We start from the raw sequence: 19060 nt of genomic DNA on the forward strand, positions 1-19060 counted from the left end.
GGAATGCCCATGAATGCCAAGGTGGTAGTGGTTGGCAGCCTCAACATGGACCTGGTGGCCCGCGCCCAGCGCTTGCCACGGGGTGGTGAGACCCTGGCCGGTGACAGCTTCTTCACCGTGCCCGGCGGCAAGGGTGCCAACCAGGCCGTGGCCGTGGCCCGGCTGGGCGCCAGCGTGGCGATGGTCGGCAATGTGGGGGACGATGCCTATGGCCAGCAGCTGCGCGAGGCGCTGCAAGTGGAAGGTGTCGACTGCCAGGGCGTCGGCATCTGCCCAGGGGTCTCCAGTGGCGTTGCGCTGATCGTGGTGGATGCCGCCAGCCAGAACGCCATCGTCATCATTCCCGGTGGCAATGGCTTGCTCACCCCTGAGGCGGTGCAGCGCTTCGACGCGTTGCTGCAGCAAGCCGAGGTGATCATCTGCCAGCTTGAAGTGCCTGCCGAGACTGTGGCCTGGGCCCTGGCGCGCGGGCGCGAGCTGAGCAAGACGGTGATCCTCAACCCGGCGCCGGCCACCGGCCCGCTGCCGGCGCAGTGGTACGCCCATATCGACTACCTGATCCCAAACGAAAGCGAGGCCGAGGCGCTGAGCGGGATCGCGGTGACCGACCTCGACAGTGCTCGCCGTGCCGGCGAACAGTTGATAAAGCTGGGGGCAGGGAAGGTGATCGTCACCCTGGGTGCCCAGGGTGCATTGTTTGTCGACGGGCAGGGCGACAGGCATTTCCCTGTCGCACCGGTCAATGCAGTGGACACCACGGCGGCCGGTGACACCTTTGTCGGTGGTTTTGCCGCCGGCCTGGCCCGTGGCCTTTCGCTCGACGACGCAATCGTTTTCGGGCAGCGTGCAGCGGCGTTGTCGGTCACTCGGGTGGGGGCTCAGCCGTCGATTCCCTATTTGCAGGAGCTGGCGCCATGAAGAAGACGCCGCTGCTGAACATCGCCCTATCAAGGCTTGTTGCCGGGTTGGGTCATGGCGACATCGTGGTGATCGGCGATGCCGGTTTGCCGGTGCCGCCTGGGGTCGAGCTGATCGACTTGGCGCTTACGCCGGGGATTCCGGATTTCGCCAGCGTGCTGCGGGTGGTGTTGAGCGAGATGCAGGTGGAGCGGCATGTATTGGCCGAGGAAATCTTGCAAGCTGCGCCGCCGGCGTTGGTGGAGGTTGAACGTTTGCGTGGCGAAGGGCAGATCGGTGCGCGCCAGCTACTGACCCACGCCGAATTCAAGGTGCTATGCCAGAAGGCCAGGGCCGTGGTGCGCACGGGTGAGTGCAAGCCTTACAGCAATATTGCCCTGGTGGCGGGCGTTACTTTTTGAGTCACCCTCGCGGGGCAAGCCCGCTCCCACGGTTCTGCGCGGGCACGAGCGTGGGAGCGGGCTTGCCCCGCGATTGAATCAATCATCAAACAACAAGGAGTGTTGAATGTCTCTCAAACGCCTGCTCCAAGGAGCTGCTCTCATGTCTGCGCTAACCGCTACCACGCTGATGGCCGCCCCGCGCGACCTGATCATCGACACCGACCCTGGCGCCGACGATGTGGTTGCCCTGCTGCTGGCCATGGCTTCCCCTGACGAGCTGAGAATCCGCGCCATCACCACGGTCGCCGGCAACGTGCGCCTGGACAAGACCTCGCGCAACGCCCGCCTGGCCCGCGAATGGGGTGGGCGCGAAGACATCCCGGTGTATGCCGGGGCCGGGCGGCCTTTGGTGCGCCCGCCGATCTACGCAGCCAATGTGCACGGTGAAGAAGGGCTGACCGGCGTCCAGGTGCATGAACCGAAACAGCCCTTGGTCAAAGGCAACGCCGTGCAATACCTGGTCGATACCCTGGGTGCCGCCGAGCCCCACAGCATCACCGTCGCCATGCTCGGCCCGCAGACCAACCTGGCCCTGGCGCTGATCCAGCAGCCGGACATCGCCAAGGGCATCAAGGAAGTGGTGGTCATGGGCGGTGCTCACTTCAATGGCGGCAATATCACCCCGGCGGCAGAGTTCAACCTGTATGCCGACCCGCACGCCGCCGAGGTGGTGCTGGCCAGTGGCGTCAAGCTCACTTACCTGCCGCTGGACGTCACCCACAAGCTGCTCACCAGCGATGCACGCCTCAAGCAACTGGCGGCGGTGAACAACAAGGCCAGCAAGCTGGTGGTGGATATCCTCAACGCCTACATCAAGTTCGACATGGACACCTACGGCATGCCTGGCGGCCCGGTGCACGATGCCAGTGTGATCGCCTACCTGCTCAAGCCTGAGCTGTTCAAAGGGCGGGACATCCACATGGTGGTCGACAGCCGTGAGGGCCCGACCTTTGGCCAGACCGTCGCCGACTGGTACGGCGTGCTCAAGCAGCCGGCCAATGTCACCTGGGTGGAGGAGGGCGACGCACAGGGCTTCTTCGACCTGCTCAGCGCGCGCCTGGCTCGATTGAAATAGCCGCCTGCGGCGCGCGGCGTTCCAGCACCTGCTCGATAAAGCTGCGCGCCGCTTCACCACCGCGGTCGCGCACCAGCAGATCGATGGCGATCAGCACCAGTTCTTCGGGGGTGTCCGGGCTATAGGCACTCTGGCCTTCGTCCCATTTGACCTTGATGTCGGCATCGATGCTGTGGTTGCTCATGAAGCGTTCTCGCTGGGGGCCTGGGCTGAGGAATCGAATACCGGGTCCTGGCGTTCGAAGGGAGGCGTTGCGCGCTCCATTGAATGCAGTAAATCACGGCTTGCAGTCAACGGCCCTGCGACTTAAGCATAAGCGCCGCTACCGGTGTAACTGAAGGTTTGGTGCAAAATCCGGTCACGATTGCGTTGCCCGCCTAGGGCGCGGTTCAGGCAGAATCCGGCGCTTTTCAGCTAACTGTCAGCGGACATTGCCGCATCGACTTTCAGGAGGATTCATGTTCCGTTTCCGCGCATCCCTGGCTACCCTGCTGGTGGCTACTGTACTGGCAGGTTGCAGTACTGGTGCCACTTCCCGTCAAGCCGCAGTCCCGTCTGCATCGCCCAACAATGAGGGGCGCTGCGACGCTAGCGGCGCCGCCTTCGCCATCGGCAGGCAGGCCACTCCTGAACTGTTGGAGCAGATGCGCAAGGCCAGCGGCTCGCAGCAGATGCGCTTCCTCAAACCCGGTTCGCTCATCACGGCAGATAGCCGAGACGATAGAGTCGACATCAGCGTCGATGACAAGGGTGTGGTCATAAAGGTGGAATGCCGCTGAGTCTGGTGCAAAATCCGGTCACGATTGCGTTGCCCGCCCGGCGCGAGGTTCAGGCAAAATTCGGCGTTTTGCAACAAACAGTTAGCGGAATTGTCGCATGTGCAATTCCCACATCGATTTTCAGGAGGATTCATGTTCCGTACCCGCGCTTCCCTGGCGACCCTGTTGCTGGCTACCGTTCTCGCAGGCTGCAGCACCGGCGGCACTTCGGGTGGCACTGCCGCCCCTGCCGCCCCGGTCGGCAACGATGGCCGCTGCGAAGCCAGTGGCGCCGATTTCACCGTCGGCAAGCCGGCTACCGCGGAGTTGCTCGAGCAAGCGCGCAAGGCCAGTGGCTCGCAGATGGCGCGTATCCTCAAGCCCCACGACATGATCACCCTGGAGTACCGCTCCGAGCGCTTGAACCTGAATGTCGATGACAAAGGTGTGGTCACCCGCGTCAACTGCGGCTGATGCAATCGCGGGGCAAGCCCGCTCCCACGTGGGAGCGGGCTTSCCCCGCGATGGGTCAGACCTGCTTACTCGGCCTTGAGGGTCTTCACGCCTTCAGCGGTCCCCAGCAACAGCACATCCGCCGGGCGCGCCGCGAACAGGCCGTTGGTGACCACGCCGACAATGGCGTTGATCTGGCTTTCCAGTGCCACCGGGTCGGTGATTTGCAGGTTGTGCACATCGAGGATGACGTTGCCGTTGTCGGTCACCACGCCCTCGCGGTACACCGGGTCGCCGCCCAGCTTGACCAGCTGGCGCGCCACATGGCTGCGGGCCATGGGGATGACTTCGACCGGCAGCGGGAAGGCGCCCAGTACCGGTACCAGCTTGCTGGCGTCGGCGATGCAGATGAAGGTCTTGGCCACGGCCGCGACGATCTTCTCGCGGGTCAGGGCCGCGCCGCCGCCCTTGATCAGGTTGAGGTGGGCGTCGCTTTCGTCGGCGCCATCCACGTAGAACTCCAGCTCGCTCACGCTGTTCAGCTCATACACCGGGATGCCATGGCCCTTCAGGCGCTGCGCGGTGGCCTCGGAGCTGGCGACGGCGCCGTCGAAGGCGGTCTTGTGCTGGGCCAGGGCATCGATGAAGAAGTTGGCGGTAGAGCCGGTGCCGACACCGACGACGCTCTTTTCATCCAGTTTCGGCAGGATGAGGTCGACGGCGGCCTGGGCAACGGCCTGTTTGAGTTGGTCCTGGGTCATGCGGGCTCCGGGAGGGGCTGGGCGGAAATCGAAAGGGGCCTAGTATAACGGCTCGCGCGGCTTTGCTGTGGTCGCCCGACGTAGCGCTGCGGTAGACTCCCAGGCCTTGTCCCGCGGCCCAGTGATGCTTTCCCGATGCTCGAACAGTACGTCAAGAAGATCCTCACCTCGCGCGTCTACGACGTTGCCGTCGAAACCCCGCTGCACAGTGCCGGCCAGCTGAGCAAGCGCCTGGGCAACACGGTGCTGCTCAAACGCGAGGACCTGCAGCCGGTGTTCTCGTTCAAGATCCGCGGGGCGTACAACAAGCTGGCGCAGCTGAGCGCCGAGGAACTGGCCCGCGGCGTGGTCACCGCGTCGGCCGGCAACCACGCCCAGGGCGTGGCCCTGGCCGCCCGTGAGCTGGGCATCAAGGCCACCATCGTGATGCCCAAGACCACTCCGGAGATCAAGATCGAGGGCGTGCGCTCGCGTGGCGGCAAAGTGGTGCTGCATGGCGACTCCTTCCCCGAGGCACTGGCCTATTCGCTGAAGCTGGTCGACGAGAAGGGCTTCGTCTATATCCACCCCTATGACGACCCGCACACCATCGCCGGCCAGGGCACGGTGGCCATGGAAATCCTGCGCCAGCATCCGGGCCAGCTTGACGCGATCTTCGTGCCGGTCGGCGGCGGCGGCCTGATCGCCGGCATCGCCGCCTACGTGAAGTACCTGCGCCCGGACATCAAGGTGATCGGCGTCGAGCCGGACGATTCCAACTGCCTGCAGGCCGCCATGGCTGCCGGCGAGCGCGTGGTGCTGCCGCAGGTCGGGCTGTTCGCCGACGGTGTGGCGGTGGCGCAGATCGGTCAGCACACCTTCGACATCTGCCGGCACCATGTGGATGAAGTGATTACCGTCAGCACCGACGAGATCTGTGCGGCGATCAAGGATATCTACGACGATACCCGCTCGATCACCGAACCTGCCGGCGCACTGGGTGTGGCCGGGATCAAGAAGTACGTCGAGCTCAAGGGCGTGACCGGGCAGACCCTGGTGGCCATCGACTCCGGCGCCAACGTCAATTTCGACCGCCTGCGCCATGTCGCCGAGCGCGCCGAGCTGGGCGAGAAGCGCGAGGCGATCATTGCCGTGACCATCCCCGAGCGTCCGGGCAGCTTCAAGGCCTTCTGCGAGGCCATCGGCAAACGCCAGATCACAGAGTTCAACTACCGCAAGCACACCTCGGACGAGGCGCACATCTTCGTTGGCGTGCAGACCCACCCGGACACCGACCCGCGTGCGGCTTTGGTGCAGCAGTTGACCGAGCAAGGCTTCCCGGTCACCGACCTGACCGACAACGAACTGGCCAAGCTGCACATTCGCCACATGGTCGGCGGCCACTCGGCCGGGGCCAGCGACGAGATCGTGCTGCGTTTCGAATTCCCCGAGCGGCCGGGTGCACTGTTCAACTTCCTCAACAAGCTGGGCGGGCGCTGGAACATCTCGATGTTTCACTACCGTAACCACGGCGCCGCCGATGGCCGCGTGGTGGCGGGGCTGCAGGTGCCGGAAGACGAGCGTCACCTGGTGCCGGCGGCGCTGGCCAAGATCGGCTACCCCTACTGGGACGAGACCGAGAACCCGGCTTACCGGCTATTCTTGGGCTGAATACGTCATCGCGGGGCAAGCCCGCTCCCACAGATCATCGTGGGAGCGGGCTTGCCCCGCGATGAGGCCGCCAGCAAGAAGGACGATCACGAAATGGAACACCTGACCACCCTCAAGACCCTGCACATCCTCGCCACCGCGCTGCTGTTGCTCGGTGCCCTGGGCCTGGCGATCTGGACCGGCTACGCCCGTCGCAAGGGCGACGCAGAGGCTTACGCCAAGCTGCTGCGCCGACCGCTGGTGTTCGTCTGGCTGCTGATGGGCCTGTGCCTGGTGAGCATGCCGTTCACGGGCTGGTGGCTGGTGCACCTGGTGGGTTGGCCGCTGGGGCAGACCTGGGTGCTGGCGTCCAGCGTCATCTATACCGTTGGCGCGTTTGCCGTGTGGTGGCTGCTGGTGCGCTTGAACCGGCTGCGCAAGGCCGAGGTGGTGGGGTTGAAGTTCACCCTGGCGCTGGCAGTGTTCAGCGGTGTCTGTTTCCTGTCCATCGCCGGGCTGATGGGCGCCAAGCCGGTCTAGACCCTTTGGGGCTGCCTTGCAGCCTGATCGCCGGCAAGCCGGCTCCCACAAGGATCGGGTTTGCACTTCCCCTGTGGGAGCCGGCTTGCCGGCGATTGGGCCGCAAAGCGGCCCCGGCATTCTCAATCGCGCAGCGAAATCACCCGCCACCCTCGCCGCTCAGCCTCAGCCCGCAGCTTCGGGTCAGGGTCCACCGCCACCGCATGGGTCACCTGTTCCAATAGCGGCACATCATTCAGCGAATCGCTATAGAAGCAGCTGTCCTCCAGGTCGAAGCCGTTCTCCAGCATCCAGCGCTTCAGCCGCGTCACCTTGCCTTCACGGAAACAGGGTATATCGGTACTGCGCCCGGTATAGCGCCCGTCCTGCGTTTCGCATTCGGTCGCCAGCAGCACGCGCACGCCCAGGCGGCGGGCGATGGGCGCGGTGACGAAGCGGTTGGTGGCGGTGATGATCACCAGCTGGTCGCCGGCCTCGCGGTGCTGCTGCAGCAACGCCAGGGCCTTGGGCAGGATCATCGGTTCGATGCAGTCGCGCATGAACTCGCGGTGCCACTGCTCGAGCTGTGCAGGTTCGCTGGCGGCAAGGATCTCCATGGAGAAGGCCAGGTAGGCCTGCAAGTCCAGGCTGCCGCTGAGGTAGTCCTGGTAGAAGGTATCGTTGCGCGCCTTGTACGCGACCGGGTCGAGGATGCCCCGTTCGCACAGGTAGTCACCCCAGGCGTGGTCGCTGTCGCCACCGAGGAGGGTATTGTCCAGATCGAATAAAGCCAGGCGCATGGGAATGTCTCGCAGAAGCCCTCGGGAAGCCCCGCACAATACGGAGTTTTCACCTCGCTGCACATAAGCTTGGCGGGCGCGTTGCTGCGCTCGCAAGCTTTGTGGAACAATGCCGCGACATGCGTTTGCGAGGTTGCTGCCGTGATCGACCCCGATGGTTTTCGCCCCAATGTCGGGATCATTCTTACGAATGATGCCGGGCAGGTGCTATGGGCTCGGCGGATCAACCAGGATGCCTGGCAGTTTCCCCAGGGCGGAATCAACCCTGACGAGACGCCGGAAGACGCCCTGTACCGCGAGCTGAATGAAGAAGTCGGCCTTGAGCGCGACGATGTGGAAATTCTTGCCTGCACCCGTGGCTGGTTGCGTTATCGTTTACCCCAGCGCCTGGTGCGCACCCACAGCCAGCCGCTGTGCATCGGCCAGAAGCAAAAGTGGTTCCTGCTGCGCCTTGTGAGCAATGAGCAACGGGTGCGCATGGACCTGACTGGCAAACCGGAATTCGACGGCTGGCGTTGGGTCAGCTACTGGTATCCGCTGGGCCAGGTGGTGACATTCAAGCGCGAGGTCTACCGACGCGCCCTGAAAGAGCTAGCCCCGCGCCTGCTGACGCGCGACTGACGACGGAGTCCGACCCCGAGCCATGCTCAATACGCTGCGCAAGATCGTCCAGGAAGTGAACTCCGCCAAAGATCTCAAGACGGCGTTGGGTATCATTGTCTTGCGCGTCAAGGAAGCCATGGGCAGCCAGGTCTGCTCGGTCTACCTGCTCGATCCCGAGACCAACCGCTTCGTGCTGATGGCCAGCGAAGGCCTCAACAAGCGCTCCATCGGCAAGGTCAGCATGGCCCCCAACGAGGGCCTGGTCGGTCTGGTCGGCACCCGGGAAGAGCCGCTGAACCTGGAAAACGCCGCCGACCACCCCCGCTACCGCTACTTCGCCGAGACCGGCGAAGAAAAATTCGCCTCCTTCCTCGGTGCACCGATCATCCACCACCGCCGCGTGGTCGGGGTGTTGGTCATCCAGCAGAAAGAGCGCCGCCAGTTCGATGAAGGCGAGGAAGCCTTCCTGGTCACCATGAGCGCCCAGCTCGCCGGGGTTATCGCCCATGCCGAGGCCACCGGCTCGATCCGCGGCCTGGGCCGCCAGGGCAAGGGCATCCAGGAGGCGCGCTTCGTCGGTGTGCCGGGCTCGCCAGGGGCTGCGGTCGGCCGTGCCGTGGTGATGCTGCCGCCGGCTGATCTGGAAGTGGTGCCGGACAAGACCGTCGAAGACATCGACAACGAACTCAAGCTGTTCAACAACGCCCTCGAAGGCGTGCGCGAAGACATGCGCAAGCTGTCGGCCAAACTGGCCACCCAGCTGCGCCCGGAAGAGCGCGCGTTGTTCGACGTTTACCTGATGATGCTCGAGGACGCCGCCCTCGGTGGCGAGGTGACCGAGGTCATCAAGACCGGCCAGTGGGCACAGGGTGCCCTGCGCCAGGTGGTTGGCGAGCACGTCAACCGCTTCGAACTGATGGACGACGACTACCTGCGCGAGCGCGCCTCCGACGTCAAGGACCTCGGCCGCCGCTTGCTCGCCTACCTGCAGGAAGCCCGTTCGCAGTCGCTGGTGTACCAGGACAACACCATCCTGGTCAGCGAAGAGCTGACCCCTGCCATGCTCGGCGAGGTGCCGGAAGGCAAGCTGGTCGGCCTGGTCTCGGTACTCGGTTCGGGTAACTCCCACGTGGCGATTCTCGCCCGGGCCATGGGCATCCCCACGGTCATGGGCCTGGTCGACCTGCCGTATTCGAAAGTCGATGGCATCGAGCTGATCGTCGACGGCTACAAGGGCGAGGTCTACACCAACCCCGGCGAAGTGCTGCGCAAGCAGTACCGCGACGTGGTCGAGGAGGAGCGCCAGCTGGCCCAAGGGCTCGATGCCCTGCGCGAGCTGCCGTGCATCACCCCGGACGGCCACCGCATGCCGCTGTGGGTCAACACCGGGCTGCTCGCCGACGTGGCGCGCGCCCAGCAGCGTGGCGCCGAGGGGGTCGGCCTGTACCGCACCGAAGTGCCGTTCATGATCAACCAGCGCTTCCCCAGCGAGAAAGAGCAGCTGGCGATCTACCGTGAGCAGCTGCAGGCGTTCCACCCGCTGCCGGTGACCATGCGCACCCTCGACATCGGTGGCGACAAGGCGCTGTCGTACTTCCCGATCAAGGAAGAGAACCCGTTCCTCGGCTGGCGCGGCATCCGCGTCACCCTCGACCACCCGGAAATCTTCCTGGTCCAGACCCGCGCCATGCTCAAGGCCAGCGAGGGCCTGAACAACCTGCGCATCCTGCTGCCGATGATTTCCGGTATCCACGAGCTGGAAGAGGCGTTGCACCTTATTCACCGTGCCTGGGGCGAAGTCCGCGACGAGGGCACCGACGTGCCGATGCCGCCGGTGGGCGTAATGGTGGAAATCCCCGCAGCGGTGTACCAGACCAAGGAGCTGGCGCGGCAGGTGGACTTCCTGTCGGTCGGTTCCAACGACCTTACCCAGTACCTGCTGGCGGTCGACCGCAACAACCCGCGGGTCGCCGACCTCTATGACTACCTGCACCCGGCCGTACTGCAAGCGCTTAACACCGTGGTGCGCGACGCCCATGGCGAAGGCAAGCCGGTGAGCATCTGTGGCGAGATGGCGGGCGACCCGGCAGCGGCGATCCTGTTGATGGCCATGGGCTTCGATAGCCTGTCGATGAACGCCACCAACTTGCCGAAAGTGAAATGGATGCTGCGCCAGATCAACATGAGCAAGGCCAAGGAGCTGCTGGTCGATGCCATGAGCCATGACAACCCGCAGGTTATCCACAGCTCGCTGCAGCTGGCGCTGAAGAACCTGGGGCTGGCGCGGATGATTGGGCCTGGGGCCAACAAGACCCTCTGAAAGTGAGGTTTCCTGTGCGGGCCTCTTCGCGGGTAAACCCGCTCCCACAGGTTATGTGCAAGCCCTGTGGGAGCGGGTTTACCCGCGAAGAGGCCCGCACGGGCGATCAGAACCATCAAACCAGCACTTCAACCTCCCCCAGATGCCCCCCAAACGGCCCGAAACTGCGCTCCACCATGCGCCGCCGCCCTCGTTCATCCACAATCAGCACCGTACTCGCCCGCGTCCCGTAGTTCTGGCTGGCAATGAACACGCTCGACAGCAACCGCTCGGTGGCCAGCCCCACGCCGGTTTCCGGCAGTTCGCTGTCCGAGGCCGGCTCACCGTCGGCCAGCAAACTCAGCAGTTGTTCGGGCTCAGCTGATTCGAGCAGCTTCTCAAGCCCGCTGCGCGCCTTGACCAGCTTGGGCCACGGCGTGTCCAGCCCGGCATTCGACAGCCCGTAGACCCCCGGCTCCAGCAAGCGCGGCGCCGCGTCCCGGGCATGCAGGTAGCCCAGTTGCCCGGCATCCCCGACCAGCAGGTTGAACCCGGAGTACTGCCCGCTGCGGCTGGCGACCGAATCCAGATACGCCTCTACCCCCAGTTCGCCCTGCAGAAAAGCCGCCACCAGCTCGCCCCGCGAGCGTGGCCCCAGCGCCTGGCGCGGGTCTCGGATATTGGTCAGCGCGGCGAAGCGCCCCTGCGGCCCCACGCCAAGCCAGGTGCCGCCGGCCTCCAGGTCACGCCCGGCGTACACCCCTGGTGCATCCTCCCAGGCCCCCAGGGCCTGGGTCGGGCGGGCATGGAACTCGTCGCGGTTGGCCGCGACGATCAGTGGCCGGGCGGTACCCGGCCGCCAGGCGAATACGATCAGGCACATAGGTTGTCCCCTGTGTTTTCGGCCACTCTACCCGCGCCGGAGGAGCCGATCCATCACCTGACACAGACTTCACTAGAGCGCCGGGCTTGGCTTCCGTTACCATGCCGGATTGTTTTCCACAGGGGCCACGAATGGAATTCGTACTCTATCTGCTGTTGGGTGCCTGCGCCGGCGTGCTGGCCGGGCTGTTCGGCGTGGGGGGCGGCATCATCATCGTGCCGGTGCTGGTGTTCAGCTTCACCTTGCAAGGCTTCGACCCTGCGGTCCTCACCCACCTGGCGGTCGGTACCTCGCTGGCCACCATCGTGTTCACCTCGATCAACGCCGTGCTCGAGCACCAGCGCAAAGGCGCGGTGCAGTGGCCGATCTTCACCTGGATGGCCGTGGGCATCCTGCTCGGCGCGCTGGTGGGGGCCAAGACGGCCTCGCTGATCCAGGGCCCGATGCTGCAGAAGATCATCGGCGTGTTCGCCCTGGTGATCGCCGTGCAGATGGCCCTGGACCTCAAGCCCAAGGCCAGCCGTGGCATTCCTGGCAAGCCTGGCCTGATCGGCGCCGGCGGCGTGATCGGCTGGGCCTCGGCGATCTTCGGCATCGGCGGTGGCTCGCTGACCGTGCCGTTTCTGACCTGGCGCAGCCTGCCCATGCAGAAGGCCGTGGCCACCTCGTCGGCCTGCGGCCTGCCGATCGCCCTGGCCAGTGCGCTGAGTTTCATGTGGCTCGGCTGGCACGAAGAACACCTGCCGGCCCACAGCGTGGGTTACGTCTACCTGCCCGCGCTGGTCGGTATCGCCGTGACCAGCATGTTCTTTGCCCGCTATGGCGCGCGCCTGGCGCACAAGCTGTCGCCGCGCCTGCTCAAACGTCTGTTCGCCGCGCTGCTGTTCTGCGTCGGCTTAAGTTTTCTGATTTGAACCAAGAGGAAAATCCATGCTGCCTTACCCGCAGATAGATCCCGTGGCCGTGGCCCTCGGGCCGCTGAAAATCCACTGGTACGGCCTGATGTACCTGATCGGCATCGGCGGCGCCTGGCTGCTGGCCTCGCGCCGGCTCAACCGTTTCGACCCCACCTGGTCCCGCGAGAAGCTGTCCGACCTGGTGTTCTGGCTGTCGATGGGTGTGATCGTTGGCGGACGCCTGGGCTACGTGCTGTTCTACGACCTGCACCAGTACCTGGCCAACCCGACGCTGATCTTCGAAGTGTGGAAGGGCGGCATGTCGTTCCACGGCGGCTTCATCGGCGTGATGCTGGCGGCGCTGTGGTTCGGCAAGCGCAACAACAAGTCGTTCTTCGAGCTGATGGACTTCGTCGCACCGCTGGTGCCGATCGGCCTGGGCGCCGGGCGCATCGGCAACTTCATCAACGCCGAACTGTGGGGCAAGGCCACCGACGTGCCGTGGGCCATGGTCTTCCCTCCGTTCAGCGACCCGGCGCAACTGCCGCGTCACCCGTCGCAGCTGTACCAGTTCGCCCTGGAAGGTGTGGCATTATTCGTCATCCTCTGGCTCTACTCGCGCAAGCCGCGCCCGACCATGGCCGTTTCCGGCATGTTCGCGCTGTTCTACGGCATCTTCCGCTTCATCGTGGAATTCGTGCGGGTGCCGGACGCCCAGCTGGGCTACATTGCCTTTGGCTGGCTGACCATGGGTCAGTTGCTCTGCGTGCCGATGATCGTCGGCGGCATCTTCCTGATCTGGTGGGCCTACAACCGTAAACCTACGGCCAAGGCCGCCGTCTGATTCCCACGGCAGGGGCGATCCCCCTGCCGTTCTTGTTACAGGTATGCGATGAAACAGTATCTAGATCTGGTCCGTGACGTCATCGACAACGGCACGCTGCAGGAAAACCGCACCGGCACCCGCACCATCAGCCTGCCGGGCGCCATGCTGCGTTTCGACCTGCAAAAAGGCTTCCCGGCCATCACCACGCGCAAGCTGGCCTTCAAGTCGGCGATCGGCGAGATGGTGGGCTTTCTGCGTGGCGTGAAGAACGCCGGCGAGTTCCGCGAACTGGGCTGCAAGGTCTGGGACCAGAACGCCAACGAAAACGCCCAGTGGCTGGCCAACCCGTTCCGCCTGGGGCATGACGACCTTGGCGAAATCTACGGTGTGCAATGGCGCCAGTGGCCGGGCTACAAGCGCATCGCGCTGAGCAACCCGGCCGCCATCGAAATGGCCGAAAAGGCCGGTTTCCGCCAGATCGCCCAGGACGAGGAAGACGGCCAGGCGTTCGTCATCCTGTACAAGGCCATCGACCAGGTGCGCCAGTGCCTGGACACCATCGCCAACGACCCGGGCAGCCGCCGCATCCTGTTCCACGGCTGGAACTGCGCCCAGCTTGACGAGATGGCCCTGCCGCCGTGCCACCTGCTGTACCAGTTCCACCCGAATGTCGAGACCAGGGAAATCTCCCTGACCCTCTACATCCGCTCCAACGACCTGGGCCTGGGCACGCCGTTCAACCTCACCGAAGGCGCCGCGCTGCTGTCGCTGTTCGGCCGCCTGACCGGCTACACCCCGCGCTGGTTCACCTACTTCATCGGCGATGCCCATGTGTACGAGAACCACCTGGACATGCTCAACGAGCAGATGAAGCGCGAGCCGCTGGCGGCGCCGAAGCTGGTGATCAGTGATCGGGTGCCGGCGTTTGCCGAGACCGGCAAGTACGAGCCGGAGTGGCTGGAGAAGATCGAGCCGAGTGATTTCTGGCTGGAAGGCTATGAGCACCATGCGCCGATGACGGCGCCGATGGCGGTCTGATAGATCCTCATCGCCTGAGCAGACGCTATCGCGGGGCAAGCCCGCTCCCACGCATACTCAGTCTGCGTGGGAGCGGGCTTGCCCCGCGATGCTTTTGGCCTCAATGCCCATGGCTACGCCCCACATGGGAATGCTCGGTCTCCGGTACAGACACCGCCCCATTGGTCTCCAGCTGCTGCAGAATCGCGCACTCCGCCCCCTGCGCATTGCACTGCTGCCTCAGCTCCACCAGCTGCGTCTGCAGCGCCAGCAACCCATCGATCCTCGCCTGCACATGCTCGATATGCTCGTCGATCAGCGCATTGACGCTGCCGCACGAGCCTTCCGGGCTGTCGCGCAGGCGTAGCAGGCTGCGGATCTCGTCGAGGGTCATGTCCAGGGTGCGGCAGTTGCGGATGAACGTCAGCCGCTCCACGTGGGCCTGGGTATACAGCCGGTAGTTGCCATCGGTGCGGGCGGGCTCGGGCAGCAACTGCTCACGCTCGTAGTAGCGAATGGTCTCCACGGCGCAATCAGTGGCCTTGGCCAGTTCTCCGATCTTCATGGCAATTCTCCTGCAGAGGGCTTGACCCTATAGTGGCTACAGGGTGTTCACTTGGCAACAGGCTCCCTTTAAGGACAAACCCATGAACCAGCCTGTCAGCCCCGAACACAAGCATGACCACGCCCATGACCACGCGCATGGCGACCAAGGCCATCGCCATGAAGCCCACGCCCACAGCTGCTGCGGGGCCAGTGCCGCGCCGGCCCTGGTGCAACTGACCGAAAAGGCCAGCGCCGGGGCGCAGCTCAGCCGCTTCCGCATCCAGGCCATGGACTGCCCGACCGAGCAGACCCTGATCCAGGACAAGCTGGGCAAGATGGCCGGCATCGAACAGCTGGAATTCAACCTGATCAACCGCGTGCTGGGCGTGCGCCACACCCTCGACGGCACTGCCGAGATCGAGCGCGCCATCGACAGCCTGGGCATGCAGGCCGAGCCGCTGAGCGGTGATGACGAGGCCAGCGCCGCGCCTGCCGCCAAGACCCGTTGGTGGCCGCTGGCATTGTCCGGTGTGGCCGCGATCGCCGCCGAGCTCGTGCACTTCTCTGGCAAGGCGCCGGAATGGGTGGTCGCAGCATTGGCCCTGGTCGCCATCCTCGGCTGCGGCCTGGGCACCTACAAGAAGGGCTGGATCGCCCTGAAGAACCGCAACCTCAACATCAACGCGCTGATGAGCATCGCCGTGACTGGCGCGGTGCTGATCGGCCAGTGGCCGGAAGCGGCCATGGTGATGGTGCTGTTCACCGTGGCTGAACTGATCGAGGCCCGCTCGCTGGACCGTGCGCGCAACGCGATCGGAGGCCTGATGCAACTGGCGCCGGACATGGCGACCGTGCAGCAGGCTGACGGGCAGTGGCGCGAAGTCGAGGTGCGCCAGGTGACGCTAGGCGCCCTGGTGCGGGTACGCCCGGGTGAGCGAATCGGCCTGGACGGCGAGGTGGTCAGTGGGCAATCCAGCGTCGATCAGGCACCGATCACCGGCGAAAGCCTGCCGGTCGAGAAGGGCGTGGGCGACAAGCTGTTCGCCGGCACCATCAACCAGGCCGGTTCGCTGGAGTACCGCGTCACTGCGGGAGCCGGCCAGTCGACCCTGGCACGCATCATCAAGGCGGTCGAGGAGGCCCAGGGCGCCCGTGCGCCGACCCAGCGCTTCGTTGACCAGTTCTCGCGCATCTACACCCCGGTGGTGTTCGCCGTGGCCCTGGCCGTGGCGATCATCCCACCGCTGTTCATGGCCGGCGCCTGGTTCGACTGGATCTACCGCGCCCTGGTGCTGTTGGTGGTGGCCTGCCCCTGCGCCTTGGTGATCTCCACCCCGGTGACCATTGTCAGCGGCCTGGCCGCCGCGGCGCGCAAGGGCATCCTGATCAAGGGCGGAGTGTACCTGGAAGGTGGGCGCAAGCTCGACTTCCTGGCCCTGGACAAGACCGGCACCATCACCCACGGCAAACCGGTACAGACCGACAGCAAGGTGCTCGACCCGTTGTTCGAAGGCCGCGCCCAGGCGCTGGCGGCAAGCCTCGCCGACCGCTCCGACCACCCGGTGTCCGGCGCCATCGCGCTCTTCGCCAAGGGGCAAGGCCTGGCACTGAGCGAAGTCACCGAGTTCGCCGCCCTGGCCGGCCGTGGCGTGCGCGGCGACATCGACGGTGAAACCTACCACTTGGGCAACCATCGCCTGGTCGAGGAACTGGGCCTGTGCTCGGCGCAGCTCGAGGCCGAGCTCGACCAGCTGGAGCGCCAGGGCAAGACCGTGGTGCTGCTGCTCGACCGCAGCGGCCCGCTGGCGCTGTTCGCCGTGGCCGACACGGTCAAGGACAGCAGCCGCCAGGCCATCGCCGAACTGCATGAGCTGGGTATCAAGACGGTCATGCTCACCGGCGACAATCCCCATACTGCCCAGGCCATCGCCGCCCAGGTGGGGATCGACCGCGCCGAGGGCAACCTGCTGCCGGCGGACAAGCTCGCCACCATCGAGCGCCTGTATGCCGAGGGCCACCGGGTCGGCATGGTCGGTGACGGCATCAACGACGCGCCGGCCCTGGCCCGCGCCGAGATCGGCTTCGCCATGGCTGCCGCCGGTACCGACACCGCCATCGAGACCGCCGACGTGGCGCTGATGGACGACGACTTGCGCAAAATCCCGGCGTTCGTCAGGCTGTCGCGCCAAAGTGCGGCGATCCTCACCCAGAACATCGTGCTGGCCCTGGGGATCAAGGCGATATTCCTGGCAATCACCTTCGCCGGCATGGCCACCATGTGGATGGCAGTGTTCGCCGACATGGGCGTGAGCCTGCTGGTGGTGTTCAACGGCCTGCGCCTGCTGCGCAAGTAGCACAGCGCTCAGCTCTGCTAAACGTGGCAACGTGGCAACGTGGCAACGTGGGAGCGGGCTTGCCCCGCGATGGAATGGCGCGGCAGCGCCGGTATCGCGGGGCAAGCCCGCTCCCACAGTTCATGCAACTGTTCCACAAGAGGTTATCCACAATGCTCAGCGCCGAGCTCAAAGCCTTCTACATGGTGGCCCGCCAAGGCAGCATCACCCTGGCGGCCAAGAAGCTCGGGCTCAGCCAGCCCACCGTAACCACGCAGATCCGCAACCTCGAAAGCCAGTACAACGTCGAGCTGTTCTACCGTGGCGGCCGGCGCCTGGTGCTGAGCGAGGAGGGCGTGCGCCTGCTGCCGATGGTCAAGGCACTGCTGCAGCAGGAAGCCGACATCGAGTTCGAACTGCGCAACAGCGGCCAAGCCCAGGGCAGCCTGCGCATCGCCGCCACCGCGCCGTACTACATCCTGGACCTTGTGAAGATCTTCCGCGAGCGCCTGCCCCAGGTCGAGGTGGCGGTGGAGATCGGCAACTCGCAGCAGGTGCTGGAAATGCTCGAGGACTACCGGGTGGACATCGCCGCCTCGTCGCAACTGCTGGAAGACGCACGCCTGGTACGCCGGGTGCTGGGCACCGACCCGCTGGTGCTGGCGGTGCACCGCAACCATCCCCTGGCACAGCGCCAGGCAGTGTCGATCGACGTGGTGGCCGGGCATTGCCTGTTGATGCGCGAGAAGGGTTCGACCACCCGCAAGCTCACCGAGCAGATGATGCAGGACGCCGGGGTGAAGGCCGGGGCGCTGCTGGAGATCGGCAGCCGTGAGTCGATCCGCGAGGCGGTGCTGCGCAATATCGGCATCAGCATCATTGCCCGCCATGAGGTGCCGCATAACCCCGAGTTGCGGGTGCTGGCGCTGGAGGATGCGCCGGTGATGCATGAATACCTGTATTGCCTGAAGGAGCGCCGCCAGGCGCGGTTGCCGGCGGCGTTCCTGGGGGTGGCGCAGGAGGTCGTTGGTTCGCAATTCTGACAGGGCCCTATCGCGGGGCAAGCCCGCTCCCACGCAGCCAATACGCAGACTGCGTGGGAGCGGGCTTGCCCCGCGATAGGGCCGGTATGGCCACTACCAAATCTGCCTATACCACTATCACCGGCTTTTGCCCCAACGCCACAGAACCTTCGCACAGCCTGCCTAGCATGGCCCCCATCGCTTCGATGAGGACCTGCCATGAACCACGTCACCCCGGGCGCACAGATGAAAGTGCGCGGCATCCACAAACGCTTCGGTGCCTTCACCGCGCTCAACGACGTGTCCCTGGACATCGCCGCTGGCGAGCTGGTGTGCCTGCTCGGCCCCTCGGGCTGCGGCAAGACCACCCTGCTGCGCTGCATCGCCGGCCTGGAACGCCAGGACCGCGGCAGCCTGTACATCGGCGACCGCGATATCTCCGAGCTGCCGCCCCAGGCCCGTGACTACGGCATCCTGTTCCAGTCCTACGCGCTGTTCCCCAACCTCACCGTCGAAGCCAACATCGCCTACGGCCTGACCGCCAGCAGCCGTGACCAGGTGCGCGAGCGTGTCAGCGAGATGCTCGAACTGGTCGGCCTGTCGGGCAGCGAAAAGAAATACCCCGGCCAACTCTCCGGCGGCCAGCAGCAACGCGTGGCCCTGGCCCGTGCCCTGGCACCCAAGCCATCGCTGCTGCTGCTCGACGAGCCGATGTCGGCACTCGACGCCCGGGTGCGCGAGCACCTGTGCACCGAACTGCGCCAGCTGCAGCGCCAACTGGGCATCACCACGCTGATGGTCACCCACAACCAGGACGAGGCCATGCTGATGGCCGACCGCATCGCCGTGATGAACAACGGCCAGGTCGAGCAGTACGCCACCCCGCAGGAAATCTACGACCAGCCGGCCACGCCGTTCGTCGCTGAGTTCGTCGGCCAGGGCAACTGGCTGCCGTTCCAGCGCAGCAGCGACAGTCATGCCCAGGTCGGCAGCATGAACATGCGCCTGGCGGCCAACGCCGGCCGTGCCAGCAGCGGCCGCTTGTTCTGTCGCCCCGAGGCGATCACCGTCAACCCGGTGGTGCACGAGGAAAACCTGTTCCCGGCCAAGGTCCGCGAGATCACCTTCCTCGGCAACCGCTGCCGCATGAGCTTCGAGCTCAAGGCCCTGCCGGGCCATGCTCTGCTCGCCGAGCTGGCCCCAGAAGCCATGCCGCGTCTGGGCTCGCAAGACATCTGGGTGGCCCTGCCACCGCAGAGCCTGCAGGTGTTTGCCTGAG

Annotated in this window: 20 protein-coding genes; 15 read left to right on the top strand and 5 right to left on the bottom strand. The window is 65.2% G+C overall.

What is annotated here, in order from left to right:
- Positions 1-9 precede the first annotated feature (9 nt).
- From rbsK to RTH46_RS05930, 3 genes are all read left to right on the top strand, one after another.
- Positions 10-918, top strand: coding sequence for a ribokinase (gene rbsK, locus RTH46_RS05920; protein ID WP_316905218.1), 909 nt, complete (start codon positions 10-12; stop codon positions 916-918).
- A complete protein-coding gene (gene rbsD / locus RTH46_RS05925) occupies positions 915-1319 on the top strand; it encodes a D-ribose pyranase (RefSeq protein WP_316905219.1) in 405 nt (134 codons plus the stop codon). Before rbsK ends, rbsD begins: the two co-directional genes overlap by 4 nt.
- 106 nt (positions 1320-1425) lie before the next feature.
- The gene (locus tag RTH46_RS05930; protein ID WP_153787485.1) at positions 1426-2436 is read left to right on the top strand and encodes a nucleoside hydrolase; all 1011 of its coding nucleotides are present in this window, start codon (positions 1426-1428) and stop codon (positions 2434-2436) included.
- Here RTH46_RS05930 and RTH46_RS05935 read toward each other — a convergent pair.
- Entirely contained in the window at positions 2408-2620 is a 213-nt protein-coding gene (locus RTH46_RS05935; protein WP_153787484.1) for a hypothetical protein, read from the bottom strand. The genes RTH46_RS05930 and RTH46_RS05935 overlap by 29 nt on opposite strands.
- 274 nt (positions 2621-2894) lie before the next feature.
- Here RTH46_RS05935 and RTH46_RS05940 point away from each other — a divergent pair, with 274 nt between their 5' ends.
- Together RTH46_RS05940 and RTH46_RS05945 are read left to right on the top strand one after the other, a co-directional pair.
- Complete coding sequence (locus tag RTH46_RS05940; protein WP_153787483.1) at positions 2895-3215, top strand: I78 family peptidase inhibitor; 321 nt, start codon at positions 2895-2897, stop codon at positions 3213-3215.
- A 132-nt stretch (positions 3216-3347) separates the two neighbouring features.
- Positions 3348-3668, top strand: coding sequence for an I78 family peptidase inhibitor (locus tag RTH46_RS05945; protein WP_316905220.1), 321 nt, complete (start codon positions 3348-3350; stop codon positions 3666-3668).
- A gap of 65 nt (positions 3669-3733) precedes the next feature.
- On the opposite strand, the gene rpiA is transcribed toward RTH46_RS05945, so the two are convergent.
- Positions 3734-4408, bottom strand: coding sequence for a ribose-5-phosphate isomerase RpiA (gene rpiA / locus RTH46_RS05950; protein WP_153785486.1), 675 nt, complete (start codon positions 4406-4408; stop codon positions 3734-3736).
- A 135-nt stretch (positions 4409-4543) separates the two neighbouring features.
- Here rpiA and ilvA point away from each other — a divergent pair, with 135 nt between their 5' ends.
- Positions 4544-6058, top strand: coding sequence for a threonine ammonia-lyase, biosynthetic (ilvA, locus tag RTH46_RS05955; RefSeq protein ID WP_153785487.1), 1515 nt, complete (start codon positions 4544-4546; stop codon positions 6056-6058).
- A gap of 93 nt (positions 6059-6151) precedes the next feature.
- Positions 6152-6577, top strand: a complete 426-nt coding sequence (locus RTH46_RS05960; RefSeq protein ID WP_232883021.1) for a DUF2269 domain-containing protein — start codon at positions 6152-6154, stop codon at positions 6575-6577.
- 122 nt (positions 6578-6699) lie between these two features.
- Here RTH46_RS05960 and RTH46_RS05965 read toward each other — a convergent pair whose 3' ends face one another.
- Positions 6700-7356 carry an HAD family hydrolase gene (locus RTH46_RS05965; RefSeq protein WP_316905221.1) on the bottom strand — a complete coding sequence of 219 codons (657 nt, stop codon included), beginning with the start codon at positions 7354-7356 and terminating at the stop codon, positions 6700-6702.
- Between the two features lie 141 nt (positions 7357-7497).
- On the opposite strand from RTH46_RS05965, the gene RTH46_RS05970 reads away from it, so the two are divergent.
- Together RTH46_RS05970 and ptsP are read left to right on the top strand one after the other, a co-directional pair.
- Positions 7498-7977 carry an RNA pyrophosphohydrolase gene (locus tag RTH46_RS05970; protein ID WP_003249017.1) on the top strand — a complete coding sequence of 160 codons (480 nt, stop codon included), beginning with the start codon at positions 7498-7500 and terminating at the stop codon, positions 7975-7977.
- A 22-nt stretch (positions 7978-7999) separates the two neighbouring features.
- The gene (gene ptsP, locus RTH46_RS05975; RefSeq protein ID WP_110992113.1) at positions 8000-10279 is read left to right on the top strand and encodes a phosphoenolpyruvate--protein phosphotransferase; all 2280 of its coding nucleotides are present in this window, start codon (positions 8000-8002) and stop codon (positions 10277-10279) included.
- A 115-nt stretch (positions 10280-10394) separates the two neighbouring features.
- On the opposite strand, the gene RTH46_RS05980 is transcribed toward ptsP, so the two are convergent.
- Entirely contained in the window at positions 10395-11141 is a 747-nt protein-coding gene (locus RTH46_RS05980; protein WP_316905222.1) for an NRDE family protein, read from the bottom strand.
- Positions 11142-11272: 131 nt separating this feature from the next.
- Between RTH46_RS05980 and RTH46_RS05985 the strand changes: the two genes are divergently transcribed.
- From RTH46_RS05985 to RTH46_RS05995, 3 genes are read left to right on the top strand one after another with little or no spacing between them, the layout of a single operon-like run.
- On the top strand, positions 11273-12055 hold the full coding sequence (locus RTH46_RS05985; protein ID WP_153785490.1) for a sulfite exporter TauE/SafE family protein: 783 nt from the start codon (positions 11273-11275) through the stop codon (positions 12053-12055).
- Positions 12056-12071: 16 nt separating this feature from the next.
- A complete protein-coding gene (gene lgt / locus RTH46_RS05990; protein WP_110992116.1) occupies positions 12072-12881 on the top strand; it encodes a prolipoprotein diacylglyceryl transferase in 810 nt (269 codons plus the stop codon).
- Between the two features lie 48 nt (positions 12882-12929).
- The gene (locus RTH46_RS05995) at positions 12930-13901 is read left to right on the top strand and encodes a thymidylate synthase (RefSeq protein WP_153785491.1); all 972 of its coding nucleotides are present in this window, start codon (positions 12930-12932) and stop codon (positions 13899-13901) included.
- 100 nt (positions 13902-14001) lie between these two features.
- Here RTH46_RS05995 and cadR read toward each other — a convergent pair whose 3' ends face one another.
- Positions 14002-14445 carry a cadmium resistance transcriptional regulator CadR gene (gene cadR, locus RTH46_RS06000; RefSeq protein ID WP_153785492.1) on the bottom strand — a complete coding sequence of 148 codons (444 nt, stop codon included), beginning with the start codon at positions 14443-14445 and terminating at the stop codon, positions 14002-14004.
- Between the two features lie 82 nt (positions 14446-14527).
- Here cadR and RTH46_RS06005 point away from each other — a divergent pair, with 82 nt between their 5' ends.
- The 3 genes from RTH46_RS06005 (at position 14528) to RTH46_RS06015 (ending at position 19059) form a co-directional block, all read left to right on the top strand.
- Positions 14528-16780 carry a heavy metal translocating P-type ATPase gene (locus tag RTH46_RS06005; RefSeq protein ID WP_153785493.1) on the top strand — a complete coding sequence of 751 codons (2253 nt, stop codon included), beginning with the start codon at positions 14528-14530 and terminating at the stop codon, positions 16778-16780.
- A 152-nt stretch (positions 16781-16932) separates the two neighbouring features.
- On the top strand, positions 16933-17802 hold the full coding sequence (locus tag RTH46_RS06010; protein ID WP_153785494.1) for a LysR family transcriptional regulator: 870 nt from the start codon (positions 16933-16935) through the stop codon (positions 17800-17802).
- 198 nt (positions 17803-18000) lie between these two features.
- The gene (locus tag RTH46_RS06015) at positions 18001-19059 is read left to right on the top strand and encodes a putative 2-aminoethylphosphonate ABC transporter ATP-binding protein (protein ID WP_153785495.1); all 1059 of its coding nucleotides are present in this window, start codon (positions 18001-18003) and stop codon (positions 19057-19059) included.
- Position 19060 lies beyond the last annotated feature (1 nt).

The sequence above is a fragment of the Pseudomonas sp. zfem004 genome, from assembly GCF_032621715.1.
Lineage (GTDB): Bacteria > Pseudomonadota > Gammaproteobacteria > Pseudomonadales > Pseudomonadaceae > Aquipseudomonas > Aquipseudomonas sichuanensis.

Bases quoted from the DNA above. Each gene is read 5' to 3' on its own strand.
- RTH46_RS06015 (WP_153785495.1), top strand. From the start codon at position 18,001: ATGAACCACGTCACCCCGGGCGCACAGATGAAAGTGCGCGGCATCCAC.
- rbsK (WP_316905218.1), top strand. From the start codon at position 10: ATGAATGCCAAGGTGGTAGTGGTTGGCAGCCTCAACATGGACCTGGTG.
- RTH46_RS05930 (WP_153787485.1), top strand. From the start codon at position 1,426: ATGTCTCTCAAACGCCTGCTCCAAGGAGCTGCTCTCATGTCTGCGCTA.
- RTH46_RS05980 (WP_316905222.1), bottom strand. From the start codon at position 11,141: ATGTGCCTGATCGTATTCGCCTGGCGGCCGGGTACCGCCCGGCCACTG.
- RTH46_RS05965 (WP_316905221.1), bottom strand. From the start codon at position 7,356: ATGCGCCTGGCTTTATTCGATCTGGACAATACCCTCCTCGGTGGCGAC.
- RTH46_RS05995 (WP_153785491.1), top strand. From the start codon at position 12,930: ATGAAACAGTATCTAGATCTGGTCCGTGACGTCATCGACAACGGCACG.
- RTH46_RS06005 (WP_153785493.1), top strand. From the start codon at position 14,528: ATGAACCAGCCTGTCAGCCCCGAACACAAGCATGACCACGCCCATGAC.
- cadR (WP_153785492.1), bottom strand. From the start codon at position 14,445: ATGAAGATCGGAGAACTGGCCAAGGCCACTGATTGCGCCGTGGAGACC.
- RTH46_RS05935 (WP_153787484.1), bottom strand. From the start codon at position 2,620: ATGAGCAACCACAGCATCGATGCCGACATCAAGGTCAAATGGGACGAA.
- rpiA (WP_153785486.1), bottom strand. From the start codon at position 4,408: ATGACCCAGGACCAACTCAAACAGGCCGTTGCCCAGGCCGCCGTCGAC.
- RTH46_RS05940 (WP_153787483.1), top strand. From the start codon at position 2,895: ATGTTCCGTTTCCGCGCATCCCTGGCTACCCTGCTGGTGGCTACTGTA.
- lgt (WP_110992116.1), top strand. From the start codon at position 12,072: ATGCTGCCTTACCCGCAGATAGATCCCGTGGCCGTGGCCCTCGGGCCG.
- ptsP (WP_110992113.1), top strand. From the start codon at position 8,000: ATGCTCAATACGCTGCGCAAGATCGTCCAGGAAGTGAACTCCGCCAAA.
- rbsD (WP_316905219.1), top strand. From the start codon at position 915: ATGAAGAAGACGCCGCTGCTGAACATCGCCCTATCAAGGCTTGTTGCC.
- ilvA (WP_153785487.1), top strand. From the start codon at position 4,544: ATGCTCGAACAGTACGTCAAGAAGATCCTCACCTCGCGCGTCTACGAC.
- RTH46_RS05945 (WP_316905220.1), top strand. From the start codon at position 3,348: ATGTTCCGTACCCGCGCTTCCCTGGCGACCCTGTTGCTGGCTACCGTT.
- RTH46_RS05960 (WP_232883021.1), top strand. From the start codon at position 6,152: ATGGAACACCTGACCACCCTCAAGACCCTGCACATCCTCGCCACCGCG.
- RTH46_RS05985 (WP_153785490.1), top strand. From the start codon at position 11,273: ATGGAATTCGTACTCTATCTGCTGTTGGGTGCCTGCGCCGGCGTGCTG.
- RTH46_RS06010 (WP_153785494.1), top strand. From the start codon at position 16,933: ATGCTCAGCGCCGAGCTCAAAGCCTTCTACATGGTGGCCCGCCAAGGC.